This is a genomic window from Vibrio sp. S12_S33, from assembly GCF_963889785.1.
Taxonomy (GTDB): domain Bacteria; phylum Pseudomonadota; class Gammaproteobacteria; order Enterobacterales; family Vibrionaceae; genus Vibrio; species Vibrio aestuarianus.
In genome coordinates, this window is record NZ_CAWPQZ010000002.1 from 112,139 (window position 1) to 131,832 (window position 19,694).

General features: G+C 43.1%; 16 protein-coding genes. 12 read left to right on the plus strand and 4 right to left on the minus strand.

From position 1 onward, the window contains the following. Positions 1 to 9 precede the first annotated feature (9 nt). From nusA to AACW06_RS01605, 8 genes are all read left to right on the plus strand, one after another. Positions 10 to 1,497 (plus strand): transcription termination factor NusA, encoded by a 1,488-nt coding sequence (gene nusA, locus AACW06_RS01570; RefSeq protein ID WP_192073714.1) that lies wholly within the window; start codon positions 10 to 12, stop codon positions 1,495 to 1,497. Positions 1,498 to 1,521: 24 nt separating this feature from the next. Then, positions 1,522 to 4,233 (plus strand): translation initiation factor IF-2, encoded by a 2,712-nt coding sequence (infB, locus tag AACW06_RS01575; RefSeq protein WP_192073715.1) that lies wholly within the window; start codon positions 1,522 to 1,524, stop codon positions 4,231 to 4,233. 104 nt (positions 4,234 to 4,337) lie between these two features. Beyond that, positions 4,338 to 4,754 (plus strand): 30S ribosome-binding factor RbfA, encoded by a 417-nt coding sequence (gene rbfA, locus AACW06_RS01580; RefSeq protein ID WP_053311263.1) that lies wholly within the window; start codon positions 4,338 to 4,340, stop codon positions 4,752 to 4,754. Then, a complete protein-coding gene (gene truB / locus AACW06_RS01585) occupies positions 4,755 to 5,705 on the plus strand; it encodes a tRNA pseudouridine(55) synthase TruB (RefSeq protein WP_192073716.1) in 951 nt (316 codons plus the stop codon). It begins immediately after the preceding gene. A 109-nt stretch (positions 5,706 to 5,814) separates the two neighbouring features. After that, a complete protein-coding gene (rpsO, locus tag AACW06_RS01590) occupies positions 5,815 to 6,084 on the plus strand; it encodes a 30S ribosomal protein S15 (RefSeq protein WP_192073717.1) in 270 nt (89 codons plus the stop codon). A gap of 316 nt (positions 6,085 to 6,400) precedes the next feature. Further along, the gene (pnp, locus tag AACW06_RS01595; RefSeq protein WP_192073718.1) at positions 6,401 to 8,536 is read left to right on the plus strand and encodes a polyribonucleotide nucleotidyltransferase; all 2,136 of its coding nucleotides are present in this window, start codon (positions 6,401 to 6,403) and stop codon (positions 8,534 to 8,536) included. 155 nt (positions 8,537 to 8,691) lie between these two features. Beyond that, positions 8,692 to 9,606: a lipoprotein NlpI gene (gene nlpI / locus AACW06_RS01600; protein WP_192073719.1), complete on the plus strand. Its 915-nt coding sequence runs from the start codon at positions 8,692 to 8,694 to the stop codon at positions 9,604 to 9,606. A gap of 89 nt (positions 9,607 to 9,695) precedes the next feature. Continuing rightward, on the plus strand, positions 9,696 to 11,039 hold the full coding sequence (locus AACW06_RS01605; RefSeq protein WP_168523205.1) for an MATE family efflux transporter: 1,344 nt from the start codon (positions 9,696 to 9,698) through the stop codon (positions 11,037 to 11,039). Between the two features lie 189 nt (positions 11,040 to 11,228). Here AACW06_RS01605 and AACW06_RS01610 read toward each other — a convergent pair whose 3' ends face one another. From AACW06_RS01610 to AACW06_RS01620, 3 genes are all read right to left on the minus strand, one after another. Continuing rightward, positions 11,229 to 12,107 (minus strand): U32 family peptidase, encoded by an 879-nt coding sequence (locus AACW06_RS01610; protein ID WP_420895659.1) that lies wholly within the window; start codon positions 12,105 to 12,107, stop codon positions 11,229 to 11,231. A 16-nt stretch (positions 12,108 to 12,123) separates the two neighbouring features. Beyond that, positions 12,124 to 13,137: a ubiquinone anaerobic biosynthesis protein UbiU gene (gene ubiU, locus AACW06_RS01615; RefSeq protein WP_192073720.1), complete on the minus strand. Its 1,014-nt coding sequence runs from the start codon at positions 13,135 to 13,137 to the stop codon at positions 12,124 to 12,126. A 98-nt stretch (positions 13,138 to 13,235) separates the two neighbouring features. Continuing rightward, the gene (locus AACW06_RS01620; RefSeq protein ID WP_192073721.1) at positions 13,236 to 15,287 is read right to left on the minus strand and encodes a sensor domain-containing protein; all 2,052 of its coding nucleotides are present in this window, start codon (positions 15,285 to 15,287) and stop codon (positions 13,236 to 13,238) included. Between the two features lie 199 nt (positions 15,288 to 15,486). Here AACW06_RS01620 and ubiT point away from each other — a divergent pair, with 199 nt between their 5' ends. From ubiT to rimI, 4 genes are all read left to right on the plus strand, one after another. Beyond that, positions 15,487 to 16,014: a ubiquinone anaerobic biosynthesis accessory factor UbiT gene (gene ubiT, locus AACW06_RS01625; RefSeq protein ID WP_192073722.1), complete on the plus strand. Its 528-nt coding sequence runs from the start codon at positions 15,487 to 15,489 to the stop codon at positions 16,012 to 16,014. Continuing rightward, the gene (locus AACW06_RS01630; protein WP_192073723.1) at positions 15,998 to 16,501 is read left to right on the plus strand and encodes a GNAT family N-acetyltransferase; all 504 of its coding nucleotides are present in this window, start codon (positions 15,998 to 16,000) and stop codon (positions 16,499 to 16,501) included. The genes ubiT and AACW06_RS01630 overlap by 17 nt, the downstream gene beginning before the upstream one ends. 159 nt (positions 16,502 to 16,660) lie before the next feature. Beyond that, positions 16,661 to 17,062, plus strand: coding sequence for a DNA polymerase III subunit psi (locus AACW06_RS01635; protein ID WP_192073724.1), 402 nt, complete (start codon positions 16,661 to 16,663; stop codon positions 17,060 to 17,062). Positions 17,063 to 17,069: 7 nt separating this feature from the next. Beyond that, a complete protein-coding gene (rimI, locus tag AACW06_RS01640) occupies positions 17,070 to 17,516 on the plus strand; it encodes a ribosomal protein S18-alanine N-acetyltransferase (RefSeq protein ID WP_053311252.1) in 447 nt (148 codons plus the stop codon). 5 nt (positions 17,517 to 17,521) lie between these two features. On the opposite strand, the gene AACW06_RS01645 is transcribed toward rimI, so the two are convergent. After that, the gene (locus tag AACW06_RS01645) at positions 17,522 to 19,573 is read right to left on the minus strand and encodes a putative bifunctional diguanylate cyclase/phosphodiesterase (RefSeq protein ID WP_192073725.1); all 2,052 of its coding nucleotides are present in this window, start codon (positions 19,571 to 19,573) and stop codon (positions 17,522 to 17,524) included. Between the last annotated feature and the right edge of the window lie 121 nt (positions 19,574 to 19,694).

Consider the following 19,694-nt stretch of genomic DNA (forward strand, 5'->3'; position numbering starts at 1 on the left):
GCTAGATAAATGAGTAAAGAGATTTTAGCGGTAGTTGAAGCGGTTTCAAACGAGAAAGCAGTACCTCGTGAACGTATTTTTGAGGCGCTTGAAACTGCGTTAGCAACATCATCAAAGAAGAAACATGACATCGAAATCGATGTTCGTGTTGCCATTGACCGTAAAACAGGTGAGTTTGAAACATTCCGCCGTTGGTTAATTGTTGAAGAAGTAGAGAACCCAACGAAAGAAATTTCTTTCGAAGCGGCTAAGTACTACGACGAAACGGCAGAACTTGGTCAATATGTTGAAGACCAAATTGAATCAGTTACGTTTGACCGTATTACCACGCAGACTGCAAAGCAAGTTATCGTACAGAAAGTACGTGAAGCTGAACGTGCGCAAATTGTTGAACAGTTTATCGACAACGAAGGTGAGTTGGTTACTGGTGTGGTTAAGAAAGTGAATCGTGATTCTGTTATTCTTGACCTTGGTAACAATGCTGAAGCGGTTATCTTACGTGATGATCAGCTGCCACGCGAAAACTTCCGTCCAGGCGATCGTGTTCGTGGTCTGTTGTACGCCGTTCGCCCAGAGGCGCGTGGTTTCCAATTGTTCATTACTCGCTCAAAACCTGAGATGCTTGCAGAGCTTTTCCGTGTTGAAGTGCCAGAAATTGGCGAAGAGTTGATCGAGCTAAAAGGTGCGGCTCGTGACCCTGGTTCTCGTGCAAAAATCGCAGTAAAAACCAACGATAGACGCATCGACCCTGTAGGTGCTTGTGTTGGTATGCGTGGTGCACGTGTTCAAGCGGTTTCAAGTGAAATTGGTGGCGAGCGTATTGATATCGTTCTTTGGGATGATAACCCAGCTCAGTTTGTTATCAACGCAATGGCTCCTGCTGATGTCGCCTCTATCATCATGGATGAAGACACACACTCAATTGACATCGCTGTTGAAGCTGACAACTTAGCACAAGCTATTGGCCGTAATGGTCAAAACGTTCGCCTAGCGTCACAATTGACCGGTTGGGAATTGAACGTCATGACAGTGGCTGATCTTCAGAAGAAACACCAAGAAGAATCAATGGCTTCAATCGAGAACTTCATGAAGTATCTTGATATTGAGCAAGACTTCGCTGAGCTTCTTGTCGAAGAAGGTTTCTCAACACTTGAAGAAGTGGCTTATGTCCCAGAGGCTGAGTTGCTCGAAGTTGATGGCTTGGATGAAGATCTCATTGAAGAATTACGTACTCGCGCTAAAAATGCTCTAACAACGATTGCATTGGTACAAGAAGAGTCTTTTGAAGGTCTAGAGCCTGCTGAAGATCTACTTGCTCTTGAAGGTTTAGAGCGTGAAATGGCATTTAAACTGGCAGCCAAAGGTGTAGTAACACTTGAAGATTTAGCTGACCAAGGTATTGATGAACTTGAAAATATTGAAGGCCTTACCGAAGAACGCGCTGGTGTACTTATCATGGCAGCACGTAACATTTGTTGGTTTGGCGACGAAGAATAATTTTCAGCAAGGGGAGAAAGCGGCATGACACAACTAACAGTTAAAGCACTGAGTGAAGAAATTGGTACGCCAGTTGACCGCTTATTAGAACAACTTGCTGATGCAGGCATGAAAAAAACAGATGTAGATAGCGTTTCCGATGACGAGAAACAACAACTGCTATCTCACCTGAGAAAAGAACATGGCGACACTACTGGTGATAACGAACCAACGCGTTTGACTCTGCAACGTAAAACGCGCAGTACTCTTAGCGTGAATGCCGGCGGTGGTAAAAGTAAGAATGTTCAAGTTGAAGTGCGTAAAAAACGTACCTACGTTAAGCGCAGTGCAATTGATGATGAAGCGACACGTGAAGCTGAAGAAGCTGCACAGCGCGAAGCCGAAGAATTAGCGAAACGTGAAGCTGAAGAAGCAGCAAAACGTGAAGCTGAAGAAAAAGCAAAACGCGAAGCGGAAGAAAAAGCAAAGCGTGAAGCAGAAGAGAAAGCGAAACTTGAAGCACAAGCAAGTGACAAGAGCAACGCTGATGAGAAAGCAAAACGTTCTGCAGTGAAACCAGAACTTTCTGCTAAAGATAAAATTAAGCAAGAAGCAGCGCGAAAAGAAGCCGAAGAGCTAAAACGTCGTCAAGAAGCCGAAGCATTACGTAAAGCTGAAGAGGAAAGTCAGCGCCAGCTAGAAATAGCGCGTGAATTGGCTGAGAAGAACAAAGAGCGTTGGTCTGCTGAAGAAGAGAAAAAGGGTAGTATGGAAGAAAATACAGATTACCATGTTACGACTTCAACATATGCACGTGAAGCCGAAGATGAAGCAGATCGCCGTGAAGAAGGTGCTCGTAAGCCAACCAAAGCGAACAAGCGTAAAATGTCATCTAAAGATGATAAGCAAGAGCGTGATTCTCGCCGTGGTAAAGTTCGTAAAGGTCGCATGTCTAAGCCAGCTTCTATGCAACATGGTTTTGATAAATCAGCAGTAGTTGCTAAACAAGATGTTGTAATTGGTGAAACAATTGTTGTTTCTGAACTGGCGAGCAAAATGTCAGTTAAAGGCACTGAAGTCATCAAAGTGATGATGAAAATGGGTGCTATGGCGACAATTAACCAAGTGATTGACCAAGAAACAGCAGCGCTTGTTGCTGAAGAAATGGGCCACAAAGTTGTTCTTCGTAAAGAGAATGAACTTGAAGAAGCGGTACTTGCCGATCGCGACAATGATGCAGTGGCAGTAAGTCGTGCACCGGTTGTTACTATTATGGGTCACGTTGACCACGGTAAAACGTCAACACTTGATTACATTCGTAAAGCTCACGTTGCTTCTGGCGAAGCGGGTGGTATTACGCAGCATATCGGTGCTTATCACGTTGAAACACCAAACGGCATGATTACTTTTCTTGATACTCCTGGACACGCAGCGTTTACTGCTATGCGTGCTCGTGGTGCTCAAGCGACAGATATCGTTGTTCTTGTGGTTGCAGCAGATGATGGTGTTATGCCACAAACGGTTGAGGCTATTCAGCACGCTAAAGCGGCGGGTGTTCCTTTAATTGTTGCGGTTAACAAAATCGATAAAGAAGATGCAAACCCTGACAACGTTAAGAATGAATTAGCGCAGTATGATGTTATCCCTGAAGAGTGGGGCGGTGAGAACATGTTTGTTCACATTTCTGCGAAACAAGGAACGAACATCGACGGTCTTCTAGAAACCATTCTGCTTCAATCAGAGGTTCTAGAACTGACTGCAGTTAAAGAAGGCATGGCCTCTGGTGTGGTTGTAGAATCTCGCTTAGATAAAGGTCGTGGTCCTGTAGCAACTGTATTGGTTCAATCTGGTACTTTGAGTAAAGGTGATATCCTTCTTTGTGGTCAAGAATATGGCCGTGTCCGTGCGATGCGTGACGAAAATGGTCAAGAAATCGTTGAAGCTGGTCCGTCAATTCCGGTTGAAATCATCGGCCTTTCAGGTGTTCCTGCATCTGGTGATGAAGCGACTGTTGTACGTGATGAGCGTAAAGCTCGTGAAGTTGCAAACTACCGTCAAGGAAAATTCCGTGACGTGAAACTTGCTCGTCAGCAAAAATCTAAACTAGAGAACATGTTCTCTAACATGACTGCTGGTGAAGTTGCTGAATTGAACGTTGTTCTGAAAGCAGACGTACAAGGTTCAGTTGAAGCGATTGCAGATTCATTACGTAAGCTTTCTACTGATGAAGTGAAAGTTAACATCGTAGGTTCTGGTGTTGGTGGTATTACGGAAACTGATGCAGTACTTGCCGCAGCTTCTAACGCTATCGTACTTGGCTTTAACGTTCGTGCTGATGCTTCGGCTCGTCGTACTATTGAATCTGAAAACTTAGATCTACGTTACTACTCAATCATTTACCAATTGATTGACGAAGTAAAAGCGGCAATGAGCGGCATGCTAGCTCCAGAATTCAAGCAAGAGATCATTGGTCTTGCGCAAGTTCGTGACGTATTTAAGTCACCGAAACTGGGTGCAATCGCAGGTTGTATGGTGACTGAAGGTGTTATCAAACGTAGTAACCCAATTCGCGTACTACGTGATAACGTGGTTATCTACGAAGGTGAGCTAGAATCACTACGTCGCTTTAAAGATGACGTACAAGAAGTTAAGAATGGTTACGAGTGTGGTATCGGCGTTAAGAACTACAATGATGTTCGCGTTGGTGACCAAATCGAAGTCTTCGAAACAGTGGAAATTAAACGTACACTGGATTAATTGACTAACGTTGCTGTATTAAATAGACAGTAATCGGTTGTTGAATACACCATGGGGGGCTGGGTTTAACCATCCCCCCATTCTTTCTATATGTGAGAAAAGATATGTCAAAAGAATTTAGCCGCACGCAGCGCGTATCGCAACAGCTGCAAAAAGAACTCGCCATGATCCTACAACGTGAAGTTCGTGACTCACGTTTGGGTATGGTTACCATCTCTGAAGTTGAAGTGTCTCGTGACCTTGCTTATGCAAAAGTGTTTGTCACTTTTCTATGTGTGGGTGAGCAAACTCCAGAAAGTTGTTTAGCGGCATTAAAAGAGCATGAAGTTCATATTCGTATGATGCTTGGTAAGCGCATCCGTCTGCGTTTGACGCCTGAAATCCGTTTTACTTATGACAATACTTTGGTTGAAGGTATGCGTATGTCAAACCTTGTAAGTGAAGTGGTCAGTAACGATAAGCGCAAACAAAAAGATGCTGGTCGTGAAGATGAACAAGCTGCAGAAGAAGGAAATGAATAGATGGCACGTCGTCGTAAAGGTCGCCCAATTAACGGGGTAATTTTACTTGATAAGCCAACGGGCATTTCTTCTAACGATGCACTGCAAAAAGTAAAGCGTATCTATTTTGCAGAAAAAGCGGGTCACACTGGAGCTTTAGATCCTCTCGCGACAGGTATGCTGCCTATCTGCTTAGGTGAAGCGACCAAGTTTTCCCAATTTCTGTTAGATTCTGATAAAAAGTATCGAGTGATCGCTAAACTCGGTGAGCGTACCAATACGTCAGACTCTGATGGTGAAGTGGTTGAAACGCGTCCAGTTAATGTCGAATTAGACAATTTACATGCTTGCATTGATAAGTTTCGTGGCGAAACAGACCAAATTCCTTCAATGTTTTCAGCATTGAAGTACCAAGGTCGCCCACTTTATGAGTATGCTCGTGAAGGTATTGATGTTCCGCGCGAATCTCGCAAAATCACGGTATACGAAATTACACTGATTCGCTTTGAAGGCGATGAAGTGGAAATGGAAGTTCACTGCTCAAAAGGGACTTACATTCGTACGATTGTTGATGATTTGGGTGAAATGCTTGGATGTGGCGCGCATGTCACTATGCTACGTCGTACTGCGGTTGCTAAATACCCGTATGAAAAAATGGTGACACTAGAGCAGCTTAATGAGTTACTTGAGCAAGCGCGCGAGCAAGATATTGCACCAAAAGAGTTACTCGATCCGCTACTGATGGCTATGGATACCGCAGTAGAAGATCTCCCTGAGGTGAATTTGATTCCTGAATTGGCAGACATGGTTCAACATGGGCAGCCTGTTCAAGTATTTGGTGTACCAACCGAAGGTAGCGTTCGCATGACAATGGGAGAAGAAAAACTCTTTATTGGCGTGGGTGAAATCGATAATGATGGTCGCGTGGCACCGAAGCGTTTAGTCGTTTTTAGAGACGAAGAGTCACTATAAATAGCTATTGCTTAACGTGAGTGATTTCCCTATAATCCTCGCTTCGCGTAGCGGCTGAATCAGAGATTGGCTGCTACACCTTTAAACTTACTCTTATTAGGAGAGAATTATGTCTCTGAATGCAGAAACTAAAGCAGCTATCGTAGCAGAATACGCACGTGGCGAAGGCGACACAGGTTCACCAGAAGTACAAGTAGCACTACTAACTGCTTCTATCAACCACCTACAAGGTCACTTCAAAGCTCACAAAGGCGATCACCACAGCCGTCGCGGTCTACTACGCATGGTTTCTAGCCGTCGTAAGCTTCTTGATTACCTAAAAGGTAAAGATCTTGATCGTTACCAAGACCTAATCAAACGTCTTGAGCTTCGTCGCTAAGATCGGTTTGTTCAGAAAAGGGGCTTTTAGCCCCTTTTTTGTTATCTAAATTTGGTACAACCTTCTCTAAGTAGTTTATACTACCCGCCGTAAAAGTGTGTTTTACACATTAGCAACCATACTTAAAGCATTACAGTCACCGAAGTCGGCCAGCAGGTCGCGGCTATTAAAAGTAGCGTTCAGATACAAGAGTGAGCCAAAGCATCATTCTTGCTTTCAAGAGTTAGAGCCTATTTTTACTAGTCGCGATTCGTAATGTCTTGAGTGTAATTTCATTTAATCTAGAGGTAACTCTAGAGCAAGGATACAAAGATACATGTTTGATAAACCAGTAGTGAAAACATTCCAGTACGGTAACCATACCGTGACTATCGAAACCGGCGTTATCGCGCGTCAAGCTACAGCAGCCGTAATGGTAACTATGGACGATACTGCAGTATTCGTTTCTGTAGTCGGTAAAAAAGAAGCGGTTGAAGGTCAAGACTTCTTCCCTCTTACCGTAAACTACCAAGAGCGTACTTACGCTGCAGGTAAAATTCCAGGTGGCTTCTTCAAGCGTGAAGGTCGCCCATCAGAAGGCGAAACACTAACGGCTCGTTTGATCGACCGTCCAATTCGCCCACTGTTCCCAGACGCATTCAAAAACGAAGTACAAGTTATCGCTACGGTTATGTCAGTAAACCCTGACGTTCAACCGGATATGGTAACAATGATCGGTACTTCTGCAGCACTTGCTATTTCAGGCATCCCATTCAACGGTCCTATCGGTGCAGCACGTGTTGGCCACATTGATGGTCAACTTGTACTTAACCCAAGCATGACAGAGCTAGCTACTTCTAAGCTTGACCTTGTTGTTGCGGGTACTAATAACGCCGTTCTTATGGTTGAATCTGAAGCCGACAATCTAACTGAAGAAGAGATGCTTGCTGCAGTTGTGTTCGGTCACGATCAACAACAAGTTGTGATCAATGCGATCAACGAATTTGCTGCTGAAGTTGCCACTCCAGCTTGGGATTGGGTTGCTCCTGAAGAGAACACAGCACTTAATAATAAGATCGCAGAACTGGCAGAAGCTAAGCTTGTTGAAGCTTACCAAATCACTGAGAAGATGGCTCGCTACGACCGTATTCATGAAATTGCTGCTGAAGTAAACAATGTGATTCTTGCTGAAGATCCTGAAGCAAATACGAAAGAAATCCACACTATTTTCCACGATCTAGAGAAGACAGTTGTACGTCGCAGCATCATTGCAGGCAACCCACGTATCGACGGCCGTGAGAAAGACATGGTTCGTGCGCTAGACGTACGCACTGGTATTCTTCCTCGCACTCACGGTTCTGCACTATTTACTCGTGGTGAAACTCAGGCAATCGTAACTGCAACTCTTGGTACTCAACGTGATGCTCAAATCATCGATGAGCTAACAGGTGAGCGTAAAGATAATTTCCTACTACACTACAACTTCCCTCCATACTGTGTGGGCGAAACTGGTTTTGTAGGTTCTCCTAAGCGTCGTGAAATTGGCCACGGTAAACTGGCTAAGCGTGGTATTGCTGCGGTAATGCCTTCAGTAGAAGAGTTCCCATACACTGTTCGTGTGGTTTCAGAAATCACTGAATCTAACGGTTCATCTTCAATGGCTTCTGTATGTGGTACTTCTCTTGCTCTTATGGATGCAGGTGTACCAATTAAGTCTTCTGTTGCAGGTATTGCAATGGGTCTTGTTAAAGAAGGCGATGATTTCGTTGTTCTTTCTGACATCCTAGGCGACGAAGATCACCTTGGTGACATGGACTTTAAAGTAGCAGGTACTAACGACGGTATCACTGCACTTCAAATGGACATTAAGATCGAAGGTATTACTAAAGAGATCATGCAAATTGCTCTTAACCAAGCGCAAGGTGCACGTAAACACATTCTTTCTGTGATGGACCAAGCTATCTCTGGCGCTCGTGAAGAGATTTCTGAATTTGCTCCACGTATCTACACCATGAAGATCAGCTCTGAGAAAATCAAAGATGTGATCGGTAAGGGTGGCGCTGTTATCCGTGCTCTAACGGAAGAAACAGGCACAACGATTGAAATCGAAGATGATGGCACAATCAAGATTGCGGCAACCGATGGCGCTCAAGCGAAAGAAGCTATCCGTCGCATCGAAGAGATCACGGCTGAAGTTGAAGTCGGCGCTATCTATACAGGTAAGGTTGCTCGTCTAGCTGATTTCGGTGCATTCGTTAACATTCTTCCTGGTAAAGATGGTTTAGTACACATTTCTCAAATTGCTGATCAACGCATTGAGAAAGTGTCTGATTACTTGAAAGAAGGTCAAGAAGTTCAAGTTAAAGTACTTGAAATTGACCGCCAAGGCCGCGTTCGTCTAAGCATGAAAGAAGCGGTAGAAAAACCTGCTGAAGAAGCGGTTCAAGAAAAATCGGCACCAGAAGCTGAGTAATATAGTTTTAGGCAGAGAAGCTTAGGGCTTTAGTCGCCTTTTCGGCATAAAGCATGATATAAAGGGAGCGTTATTCGCTCCCTTTTTTATGCCTAAATTATCGTAATATAATGGATTTATTCGGTATTGGCTTGGGGTATACAGGAGTCTTATTTGTGAAATGGTTTCAAACACTAGCGCTGAGTATTTTGATATTTACGGTATCAGGCTGTGCTTCAACTCAAGATGAAAATCAGAGACAGTGGCTATATCCACCTATGGCGGTGCCTTTGCAGTCGACTGTACAACAGCAAGTACAAATTGCACGTCTCACACAATTGCTACAACGTGCAGACTTAGCTGACGATGTGCGCGCCAAAATGTTTTATGAGCGCGGCAACAGCTATGACAGCGTTGGACTACGTGATTTGGCTCGTGTCGACTTTAATCAGTCACTTGCGATTAACCCAGCTCAACCTGATATTTTTAATTTATTAGGCGTGTATTACACGCAAGTCGGGGAGTTTGATGCCGCTTATGAAGCGTTTGATTCTACACTCGAATTAGACCCTGATAACTTCTATGCCGAACGAAATCGCGCGATCGCCTTATATTATGGAGATCGCATTGATTTAGCGTTGCAAGAGATGACTCATCACTATCAGCAAGATCCAAGTGATCCGTTCCGTGCATTATGGTTGTATATCATTCAAAGCGAAGTTGACTCAGCTACCGTTCGCTCTGACCTGCTTAATCGTTATCAAGAACGTGACGAGCAGTGGGGGTGGGTATTGGTTGCTTTAACTTTAGATGAAATCTCTGAAGAGCAAGCTTTTAAAGCGATTTTAAACGGTTCTCGCGTGGCACAGCGTTTAACGGAAACCTATTTCTATCTGGCAAAACGTTACCAACAAGAAGGGGATTATGCTCATGCGATCTCATTGTATAAATTAGCCCTCTCTTTCAATGTGTATGAATATGTTGAGCATCGTTACTCCCTCCTTGAGTTGGGTAAAATATTTCAACAAGTGCGAGCTGAGTACCTGACAAAAGTACAGGCTGAAGCTAAAACGCAGGCGACTTCAGAGTAACTGGAAATATCTCATCTAAGCCGCTGCGTAATGCCGCGGCTTTTTTATTGCTCATCATGCCAAAAAATAGATAGCTTATGGAGTGTCGTATGAAAAATTCGATTTATCGTCAGTTTTGGCGTTATACCATTCCAACGGTAGCGGCTATGTTGGTGAATGGCTTATATCAAGTGGTCGATGGTATTTTCATTGGTCACTATATAGGGGCCGATGGCTTAGCTGGGATCAACATTGCTTGGCCTGTGATCGGTTCTATTTTAGGAATCGGTATGTTGGTTGGGGTTGGTACTGGGGCGTTAGCGTCGATTAAACAAGGTGAGCAAGACATAACGGGCGCCAAACAGGTGCTTTCAACTGGTTTATTATTAATACTGTTACTGACGCCAATTGTTGCCGCTATTCTCTGGTTTTATGCCGATGATTTTCTATTATGGCAAGGTGCACAAGGACGAGTATACGAGCTAGGTTTACAATACTTAGAAGTATTGATTATCGCTTGTGCTTTTACGCTAGGTTCTATCGCAATACCGTTTTTACTGCGCAATGATGATAGCCCCAGTTTAGCAACGCTACTGATGGTCTGCGGTGCGATCATTAATATTGTGTTTGATTATATCTTGATCGCTTACTTAGGCTGGGAATTAATGGGCGCCGCGATCGCTACTGCTATTGCGCAGTTCAGTGTCACTTTACTCGGTATTGGCTACTTTTTCTCGTCACGTGCGAAGTTACGACTTTCGCTTGCTGTGATGACTTTTCAATGGTCATTATTACCTAAAATTGTTGCGATCGGCTTATCCAGTTTCTTTATGTACGCTTATGGTTCAATGATGGTCGCGGTACACAACACTCTGTTCACTCATTATGGTAGTGCGACGCTCGTTGGAGCTTATGCTATTTTGGGCTATATCGTGACGGTTTACTACTTAACGGTCGAAGGTATAGCTAATGGAATGCAGCCGCTAGCAAGCTTTAATTATGGCGCCAAGCATTACCACAATATTCGCAAGTTACTTCGATTATCGATGAGTATTGCGCTGCTCGGTGGTATCGGTTTTATAGTGTTACTTAACTTGTTTGCGCATCAAGTGGTCTCGGTGTTTAACTCGACTGACTCACAGCTTATGGTTGATGCGGTTCGTGGGCTGAGACTGCATATGTTTGCGCTGTTTTTGGATGGATTTTTGGTGGTGACGGCAGCGTATTATCAATCAACTAATCATGGTAGTAAGGCTCTCTTTATCACCATAGGTAATATGCTGATTCAACTTCCATTTTTATACTTATTACCAAAATTTTACGGTGTTACAGGTGTGTGGATTGCTTTTCCAATCTCAAACATTGCTTTGAGTTTATTGGTGGGGGCTATGCTGTGGCGAGATTTACGTTCACTGCCAAATGATCAATCGAAGCCGCAGCCAGTATTGGTATAAATTATAGTTGCCAGTTTATTGAAAACCGCCTCCTGAATTGAAGGCGGTTATCCTTCCTACTTGCAGTTGCAGCGGTATTGGCTACGTTTGCTCACCCTAACCACATACTTTATCTATGATCATGAGGATTCACTCACTTGCCGCCTACCTGCAACTTCAAGTGGTTTAGAGATATATACTTGCAGAGCATCAGCTCTGTTGGATCTCTAGACCAGCGAGTTGATGCCAATAACCGTTACATTGATGATCGACTAGCGGTGAAAAATGCGTGCCCTTCTCATTTGCTTTGAATTGTTCAAGCAGTGACAAGCTCTCTATACCGAGTGGGCTGAGGCGAACCACATCAACCAACCCATCCATACTTGCTAAGTCATTAATCAAGTTATAACAATAGCCAGATTGCGTCTGAATACCATTGAGATTAAACACCGCTTGTCCTTCTTGGCTATGTACTTGAATGCCAGTTGGGTATTTGACACAGCAAGTTTCGCACTCATCTTTTGCTCTGTTTTCCGCGCGAGCGGTAAAGCAACGTGCAGAGTAGGCTAATGGTAGATAGCCATGGCTAAAGACTTCCACTTCAAATTGATTTTTGATACCCAGTTCATCACATTGAATTAATACGTTTTTTAACCAGTCTCGAGATAGCTCAACTGGCATGCACCAACGAGTCATTCCTTGCTTTAGAAATAGCTGTAGCGTGTGCGCATTGTAGGTATTGACCGCAGGACCAACCACAAAAGGGACTCTTTTTTCACTGGCTAATTGAATCGCGGAAACATCATTGGCTTCAATCGCAAAATCACCGTTATCAATGTATTTCTTCATGATGGTGATTTCGCTAGGTGCCTCTAATAGTGCCATGGTGGATAACACCACTTGTTTACCAGTTTGAGAAAGCTCTTTAGCGATATCGAGCCAATGTTGTGTTTTCATCTCTCGCCGTTTTGAGCAGACAGACTCACCCAAATAGATAATATCTGCAGCACTTTGCTGTGCCTGCTGGTAGAAGTGTTCGACCTCTTGTTTTGGCCAGAAATAGAGTAAAGGACCCAGCGCGTATTTCATTGTATTTTCCATTCGATTACTGCCATTTACGGTGGTATGCACCCAGTGTGGTTTGTGTGCCTTCGGACACATTGGCCAAGGCGGCATTCCACGCGGCTTCAACTTTGTATGCTTGTGGGTTAGCTTGGTAGCGATCTATTGCTGCACGCCAAGTACGAGTAACTTGCTCGACATAGGCGGGGCTACGTTGGCGTCCTTCAATTTTCACTGAGGTCACATTGGCAGCAAATAGTTCAGGAAGCAGCGATAGTGTATTAAGGCTGGTTGGCTCTTCTAGTGCATGATAGCGTTTGTTTTCGCCATCAATCACAGCTTTGAATCGACCTTTACACAGCGTTGGGTATCCGGCATTTTCACCTGCAGCATATTTATCAATTAAAATCTCGTTTAAGCGAGATTCAAGACCCGAGTCGGTTTCTTGCCAGCGAACATATTTGGCGGGAGAGCAAGCGCCTACTGTATTGGGTGATTCCCCTGTCATGTACGAAGAGAGATAACAACGCCCTTCAGACATAATGCATAAGCTACCAAAAGCAAACACTTCGAGCTCTACATCGGAAGTGATGTTACGTGAAAGCTGTTTGACCTGGTGAATAGACAGCACTCGTGGCAGGACCACACGTTTAATGTTGAAGTTTTGTTTATAGAAATCGACGGCTGCGACATTGGTGGCTGATGCTTGTACCGAAAGGTGTAGCTCAAGGTCTGGATATTTGTTAGCAGCGTAATCGAGCACTGCAATATCTGCGACGATCAAAGCATCAATGCCTAAGTTTGCTGCATTATCGACAGCGTTTGTCCAGCGTTCAAATCCATTAGGATGAGCAAAGGTGTTTAAAGCAACGTGAATTTTTTTCTTGTTGTCGTGAACGTACTGCACGGCTTTCTCTAATTTCTTGCCTGCGAAGTTTAAGCCTGCAAAGTGACGTGCATTAGTGTCATCTCGAAAGCCGATGTACACTGCGTCAGCACCGCAATCAATCGCAGTTTTTAGCGCAGGTAGATTACCTGCAGGACATAAAAGTTCCATTGCTCTGTAAGATATTTTGAGGAAAAGTGGCTGTATTTTATGAAGAATTATTAATGGCAAGTTTGATGTAAGGCAGGTTTGTGGTGAATAAGTAAGATTTACTTGGCGAGAGTCGCGCGGTGGCGGCGGTTTTGTACAAATAACTCTTCGACTTCTTGCCTTGGTTGAGGGCGATAAAAATGAAATCCTTGAATTGAATTGCAGTTTAAGTTCGAGAGTAAAGTCGCTTGTTGTTGTGTTTCTACACCTTCAGCAACAACCGTGAGGTTTAATGATTTACCTAAATTAATGATATTTTCAATCACCGTCACCTGTTTGGGTAAGGTGTCAATATTGGTGATGAAGGCTCGGTCAATTTTAAGCTCATCAATTGGGAATCTAGCAAGGTAGGAGAGTGACGAGTAACCAGTGCCAAAGTCATCAATCGAAAGCGAGAAACCAAGTTTCTTAATCGCATTTAGCATTTGCAGTGTGTGTTCACTGTCGCTCATGACTGCACTTTCGGTTAATTCGAAGGTTATACAGTTTGAATCCAACTTGGTGGTGCGCAGTAGCTTTTCCATGTAATCGATTAGCTTAGGGTTACCAAATTGTTCAGGAGATAGGTTTATCGCCACACGCCCAGGCAAAATACCTTGTAGCTTCCAACGTTTAACGGTAGCAAAAACGTCACGCATCACAACGCGACCTAAGCGCTCAATTAATCCCGCCTTTTCCGCGACTGGAATAAAGGCTCCAGGGCTAATATAGCCTTCAACAGGGTGTTTCCAGCGTACTAATGCCTCAGCACCATTAATGCTAAAGTCGCGTGCATTGACTTTAGGCTGATACCACACTTCAAGCCCGTTTTGCTGCAATGCTTTTTGCAGTTCAATTTCTAACCATAAGCGCATCCGCGCTTCTTTGTTCATTTGATCATTAAATTTAATTAAGCGATTACGGCCACGATCTTTCGCTTCATACATGGCGGTGTCGGCATTTTGGAGTAGCATTCGAGCATCGTTGCCATCACCTGGGTAGGTAACGCTACCAATAGAACAAGCGAGGCGCTTGCTGAAATGGTGAAGATCAAAAGGTTGATTAATTAGTGCAATAATACGTTCAGCAAGCATCTCTGCTGCGCGGTTATTTTCAGGCTCTGGCAGAATTAAACCGAATTCATCTCCACCGAGATGCCCAACAACTGCTTGTTGAGGCAGCAAGCGTTTAAGGCGCATCGAGACTTCTTTGATCACCTTATCACCGATATGGTGACCTAAAGAGTCATTGATATTTTTGAAGTTATCAATGTCGAGGTAAAGCATTACCAGCGATGTTTCATTTTGAATAAATTGCTCTAAACGTTTGGTAAATCCAAAGCGGTTATATAAACCAGTCATTGAATCAATATGAATATCGGCTTGAGCGGTTGCAGATAGCTGTTTGGGTGAATCTTCAGCATCTTGGATCAACACCAATTGCGAGTTGTTACCTAACACAATGGTTTCACTGGCGTGTAATTGCACTTGTCTTTCAAAACCACACCTAGGGCCAGTTAGACAGACTAGAGGTGCCTTTGCTATCAATGAACTCAGTTGAGAACTGAAAACGGTTTTTGCCTTGTCATCAATAAACAAACTAGATAGGTCTTCACCGAGTAGTTCTGCGGTGCTTTCAAAGCCAAGTAGACGAGCTGAGGCTGGGTTTGCTGAGATAATGCAGTCGTTGTCGACCAATAATAGTCCGTCAGGAAGCAAACAGGTAAGTGTTGAAAACTTACTTTCAGATTCTTCTAGAGAGCGAATCAGTATCTGTTTTTCAGATGTGTCAATGGCATGAAAAACAATCTGTTTTACTTCCTTGTCAATCAATATAGGTGAGATAGAAAAATGCAAGCTAGTTTCTAAATCTACTTCGTGGAAAGTTAATTCCGTTTCTAGAGTTTCACCTTGAAATGCACGTTCATAATAGGGTTTGAGATGATGATAGAAATACTCACCGAGAATTTGGCAGTCATTCATCCCAACCAATTCGGTTGAGCTCAGTCCAGCGATGTCGCAATAACGTTCGTTGACCATAACATAATTATGTTGGTCATCTAAGATCGCAAAAAAGAACGAGTTGTCCTCGGTTATCTTTGTAAACCAATGTTGTAAATGTTGCGAAGACATCAAGGTACTACCAACTCTCCAGAGTACTTATATTCATGAGGATGTTACAACGTAAGTAACACATTAACTATAATTCTCTGATTGCAACGATGGAAAAGGTTTACAAACAATGTACGTTTTTTGATGCATAACAGGAACCAGCACTATCACATCCATTATGATTAGCTACTATTACATTACAAGGTAACGGATAAAGCGCGTGATTAACAAGATTCGTACTCAACTAGTTCAAAACGCCGCATCAATTTTGCGATCTCCACTCCACTTATTACCGCAAACTGTACAAAAAAAAGCCTTACTAGAAGGGCTTAAAGCCATATTCCATGAGGCCTTAGAGGACGGTGACTTCGATTTTCTTGAAGGAAAATGGTTAAAAGTTTCCATACGAGATTTGAATCTGCGTTGGTACATTAGTTATGAAATGCAGCGACTTGTTGTGGCCGATAAGGCACAACAAGAAGACGTTAGCTTTAGCGCGAATTTGAATGATTTAGTTCTAATTGCGGGACGCAAAGAAGATCCTGACACGCTCTTTTTTCAGCGTCGTCTTTCGATTGAAGGTGATACCGAACTTGGTTTGGAAGTGAAAAATCTAATGGATAGCGTTGATTTAGATCTTTTGCCTAAATCGTTACAGATGTTAATAAATCAGCTAGCAGATTTTGTGTATAAAGGCGTACAATCGTCGGCGACACAAAATGAGGTAATCAATGCTTATTCGAACTGAAGCCCCAGCAGACATCTTAGCAATCGATCGTTTATTGAAGTCTGCATTTGAAACCGATGCTGAAGCCAAGCTCGTGATGTCATTAAGAGAAAATAGTCACCTGACGTTAGCGCTTGTTGCCTGTGATGATAAAGGCGAAGTTGTCGGTTACGCAATGTTTAGCCCTGTATTCCTCAATGGTGAAGACTTAAATTGGCAAGGTCTTGCACCGTTAGCGGTCAAAAAAGAGTGGCGCAAACAAGGCATTGCTGCACAATTAGTTACTGAAGGGCTGATCTCTTTAGCTGAATTTGGTTATCCTGCTTGTGTGGTGCTTGGCAATCCAGAGTACTACCAACGGTTTGCTTTTGAAGATGCAGCGCAACTGGAGTTTCATTGCGCTTGGGACGTACCCGCTGGCGCTTTTCGTATTGCAGAGTTAGCTGATGGAGAATTGTCTGGACGCTCTGGTTTGATTGAGTACTGCTCAGAGTTCTCTGAACGGTAATCGTCTCACTACATGATTGTGAATTGGGAGCCAATGTGCTCCCAATTTTTATAGCACTAAGTGTAGTTGATTCTTTTATTAGCCAAGATAAAGCGATTAACGGTTTCTGTATCGGCACTGATTTGCTAGCATTGAGGCGTTCAATAAGGTCATAAACAGATGTCAAATCACGAATATCAATATTTACAAGAAATGGGCATTCAGTGTTGGGAGTTGGTGCATCCTGAGCGTTTATTAGGGGTGTCGTTACCCACGATTGATTTGCCAGACTCTTGTCGGTTACTACTGGTTTCACCCAACGGCCCACAGAAAAGCAGTGCGTTGTTATTCTCTCGTGTGCTAAAAAGTATGGGGATTGAGCTAAATGATGCGCGTCATCTTGAACCTCAGTATGTTGATCAATTAGGTGGGTCTTTGCCTGAATGGGTTTGGTTTGCGGGCTGTGAGCCGTCATACAGCAAAGTGTCGGCCAAGGTTTTAGTTTCTCCAAATCTTAGCGATATTGATGGTAATAACGAACATCGCCGCGATTTGTGGCAGCAGATTTGTTCTTATGAGTAATACGTTGATGAATATTGATATTGTTCCATTATCTCTGCCTTATCTTGATGCCGTTTGGTGTATTGAGCAACAAGCACATAGCCACCCTTGGGCTGAGTCTTTAGTGCGTGATCTCAATAACCGTGGTGCTTGTCACTATGTGATGTTGAAAAATGAAGAGGTCGTCGGTTACTTTTACGCCCAGAATATTATTGGTGAAGTGACGTTATTGAACATAGCGGTCGATCCCAAGTGGCAAGGAAAGGGCTATGGTAAAATGCTGACCGAGTTTTTCTTAGCTATGTGTGAGAAAGCAAAAGCTGAAAGCGCATGGCTTGAGGTTCGTGAAAGTAATGTCCGCGCTTATTCTTTGTATGAGTCGTTAGGGTTTAATGAACTGGATCGCCGAGTTAATTACTACCCAACCGATAAAGGTTCAGAGGACGCGATCATCATGAGCTACTATTTTTTGTAAGCACATTAATGGTCGTGGATGTTATCTGGGGTGTTTGTTTCTATATGATAACAAGCAGCCTCAAAACGTTTCACGAGTTCGTTTGCCGGTAGTGGTTTATCGAACAAGTAGCCTTGAAATTGAGTGCATCCAAGTTGCTTGAGTGCATAAAGCTCTTCACAATCTTCGACCCCTTCGGCAATCACCTCTAAATTCAGGCGTCGAGCAATCATCAAAATCGTATCAACAATCGCTTGATCACTTTCATCTAAATGCAGTTGAGCGACAAACGAGCGATCAATTTTTAGCACATCAACAGATAATAACTTTAGGTAGCGCAATGATGAATAACCAGTACCAAAATCATCAATCGAAATACTTAAGTTGCTCTCTTTAAGCTGAACCATTTTTTGGATGGCGCTTTCAACATTTTCAAGTAATAAACCTTCGGTAATTTCTAACTCAATATGGTCACCGGTTATTCCTGCATGTTGTAGAGCTTGATTTATGTGCTCAACGAATGAGTCTTGAGAAAATTGGAGTGGGCTGATGTTTATCGCAAGACGACGAAAATGTGCAGGTAGCACGCCTTGTTTTTTCCATGCCGCATATTGGTAACATGCCTGCTCAATGATCCACTGACCAATCGGAATGATTTGTCCTGTTTCTTCTGCGATGGGCATGAACACACCAGGAGGTAGAACGCCTTTCGTTGGGTGATTCCAGCGAATTAATGCTTCGACTCCAATAATGTTATGTTTTTCATCTACCTGAGGTTGGTAGTAAAGCTCAAGCTGCTGCATGTTTAATGCTTCGTGCAGCCCTTTTTCTATCTCTAAGAACGACTCAACCTGAGCATGCATTTCCGGCTCATAAAATATGTATTTATTGCGCCCATTCACTTTGGCTCGGTATAACGCGGTATCGGCTTGTCTGAGTACGTCGATATTGGTTTTACCAACCGAAGGAAAAATAGAAATACCTACGCTGACGGTACAATACAGTTGGTGTTCATCAATGGAATACGGATTTGAAACTAACGCCAACAGTTGCTGCGCCAGTTCTTCGGCCTGGTTTCTGTTTAAATTTGGTATCAATATCGCAAATTCGTCGCCGCCGATCCTTGCGGCTAAATGACTACTTTTAAGCCATGCATCCATCCGCATCGCGATGGCTTTAATCAGTTTATCGCCAATAGTGTGACCTAATGAATTGTTAATGGTTTTGAAACGATCCAGATCGAGATAAAACAAAACCCCAGAGATTTTAGCCTGAATACTTTCGTCAATGGCTTTGGTTAACATTTGTAATAACAAGCTACGGTTAGCAAGCCCAGTTAAGGTATCGTAATAGGCCAATTGATTGCGTTTGGCATCAGCAATTTCTCTATCTTTCCAGAGTGAATGAAAAGTAAAGGCAAGCTCATTGAGTTCATTATTCTGCTTTTGCAGCGGTGGTACGCTGGCACGTTCATTATCTTGTAGCGAGCGCACCCAAGAGGTGAGTGTCGTTAAAGGTTTTGATAATTTATAGTAAAAGAAAAACAGTAAAATAGAGGTTAGAAGTACGTTTCTAAATAGGTCAAACAGCAATACACGGGTAGTTTTAGCAATAAAACTTTCAGCGATTGAAGAACCGTTAACCGAAAAGCTTAATCTTCCTACCACCACATCAGAGCTCGGCTGATGTAAGTCTGTTTTGAAAACAGGAATCTCTGGCGTCAAGTAATTGGATAGCAGTTGCATGAAGGTGGTCTGAGGGGCTACCTCTCTGGTTTTACTGGCAAGCGTATCACCAAAATCATCAATAATTTCGACATGATAAATAGCGCTATCGACCATTAAACTTGAAGCGACTTGCTCAGCGAGCATATTGTTTAAATGGTAAGCTGCTTGGCTTGCGTTAGCGTAGTTTTGTAATAGCTTAAAACGATAATGATCTTCAATTTTGGTCTGTTCTTGGTGCAGATCAACCAAAATATGATACAAACTAAACCCTATCCCAAGGATCACAGAAACTAGGAATACGGTTTTGGCTTGTTTAAACGCTAGTGAATTTCGTTGTTTGGTTATCCGCATAATGCCCGCTTATCCCTTTTATCTTGTTAAGTTATAGCTCATATTTCTTGATAACTTAATTTGAATGAGCAAAGTAGTGAGTTTCTTTTCACCTTTAATTGAGCTTGCAAGCGGTAAGTAC

What these genes read in the sequence shown, in the direction of transcription:
- nusA (WP_192073714.1), top strand. Translation starts at nt 10, where the DNA reads ATGAGTAAAGAGATTTTAGCGGTAGTTGAAGCGGTTTCAAACGAGAAA.
- infB (WP_192073715.1), top strand. Translation starts at nt 1,522, where the DNA reads ATGACACAACTAACAGTTAAAGCACTGAGTGAAGAAATTGGTACGCCA.
- rbfA (WP_053311263.1), top strand. Translation starts at nt 4,338, where the DNA reads ATGTCAAAAGAATTTAGCCGCACGCAGCGCGTATCGCAACAGCTGCAA.
- truB (WP_192073716.1), top strand. Translation starts at nt 4,755, where the DNA reads ATGGCACGTCGTCGTAAAGGTCGCCCAATTAACGGGGTAATTTTACTT.
- rpsO (WP_192073717.1), top strand. Translation starts at nt 5,815, where the DNA reads ATGTCTCTGAATGCAGAAACTAAAGCAGCTATCGTAGCAGAATACGCA.
- pnp (WP_192073718.1), top strand. Translation starts at nt 6,401, where the DNA reads ATGTTTGATAAACCAGTAGTGAAAACATTCCAGTACGGTAACCATACC.
- AACW06_RS01605 (WP_168523205.1), top strand. Translation starts at nt 9,696, where the DNA reads ATGAAAAATTCGATTTATCGTCAGTTTTGGCGTTATACCATTCCAACG.
- AACW06_RS01610 (WP_420895659.1), bottom strand. Translation starts at nt 12,107, where the DNA reads ATGAAATACGCGCTGGGTCCTTTACTCTATTTCTGGCCAAAACAAGAG.
- ubiU (WP_192073720.1), bottom strand. Translation starts at nt 13,137, where the DNA reads ATGGAACTTTTATGTCCTGCAGGTAATCTACCTGCGCTAAAAACTGCG.
- AACW06_RS01620 (WP_192073721.1), bottom strand. Translation starts at nt 15,287, where the DNA reads ATGTCTTCGCAACATTTACAACATTGGTTTACAAAGATAACCGAGGAC.
- AACW06_RS01630 (WP_192073723.1), top strand. Translation starts at nt 15,998, where the DNA reads ATGCTTATTCGAACTGAAGCCCCAGCAGACATCTTAGCAATCGATCGT.
- AACW06_RS01635 (WP_192073724.1), top strand. Translation starts at nt 16,661, where the DNA reads ATGTCAAATCACGAATATCAATATTTACAAGAAATGGGCATTCAGTGT.
- rimI (WP_053311252.1), top strand. Translation starts at nt 17,070, where the DNA reads ATGAATATTGATATTGTTCCATTATCTCTGCCTTATCTTGATGCCGTT.
- AACW06_RS01645 (WP_192073725.1), bottom strand. Translation starts at nt 19,573, where the DNA reads ATGCGGATAACCAAACAACGAAATTCACTAGCGTTTAAACAAGCCAAA.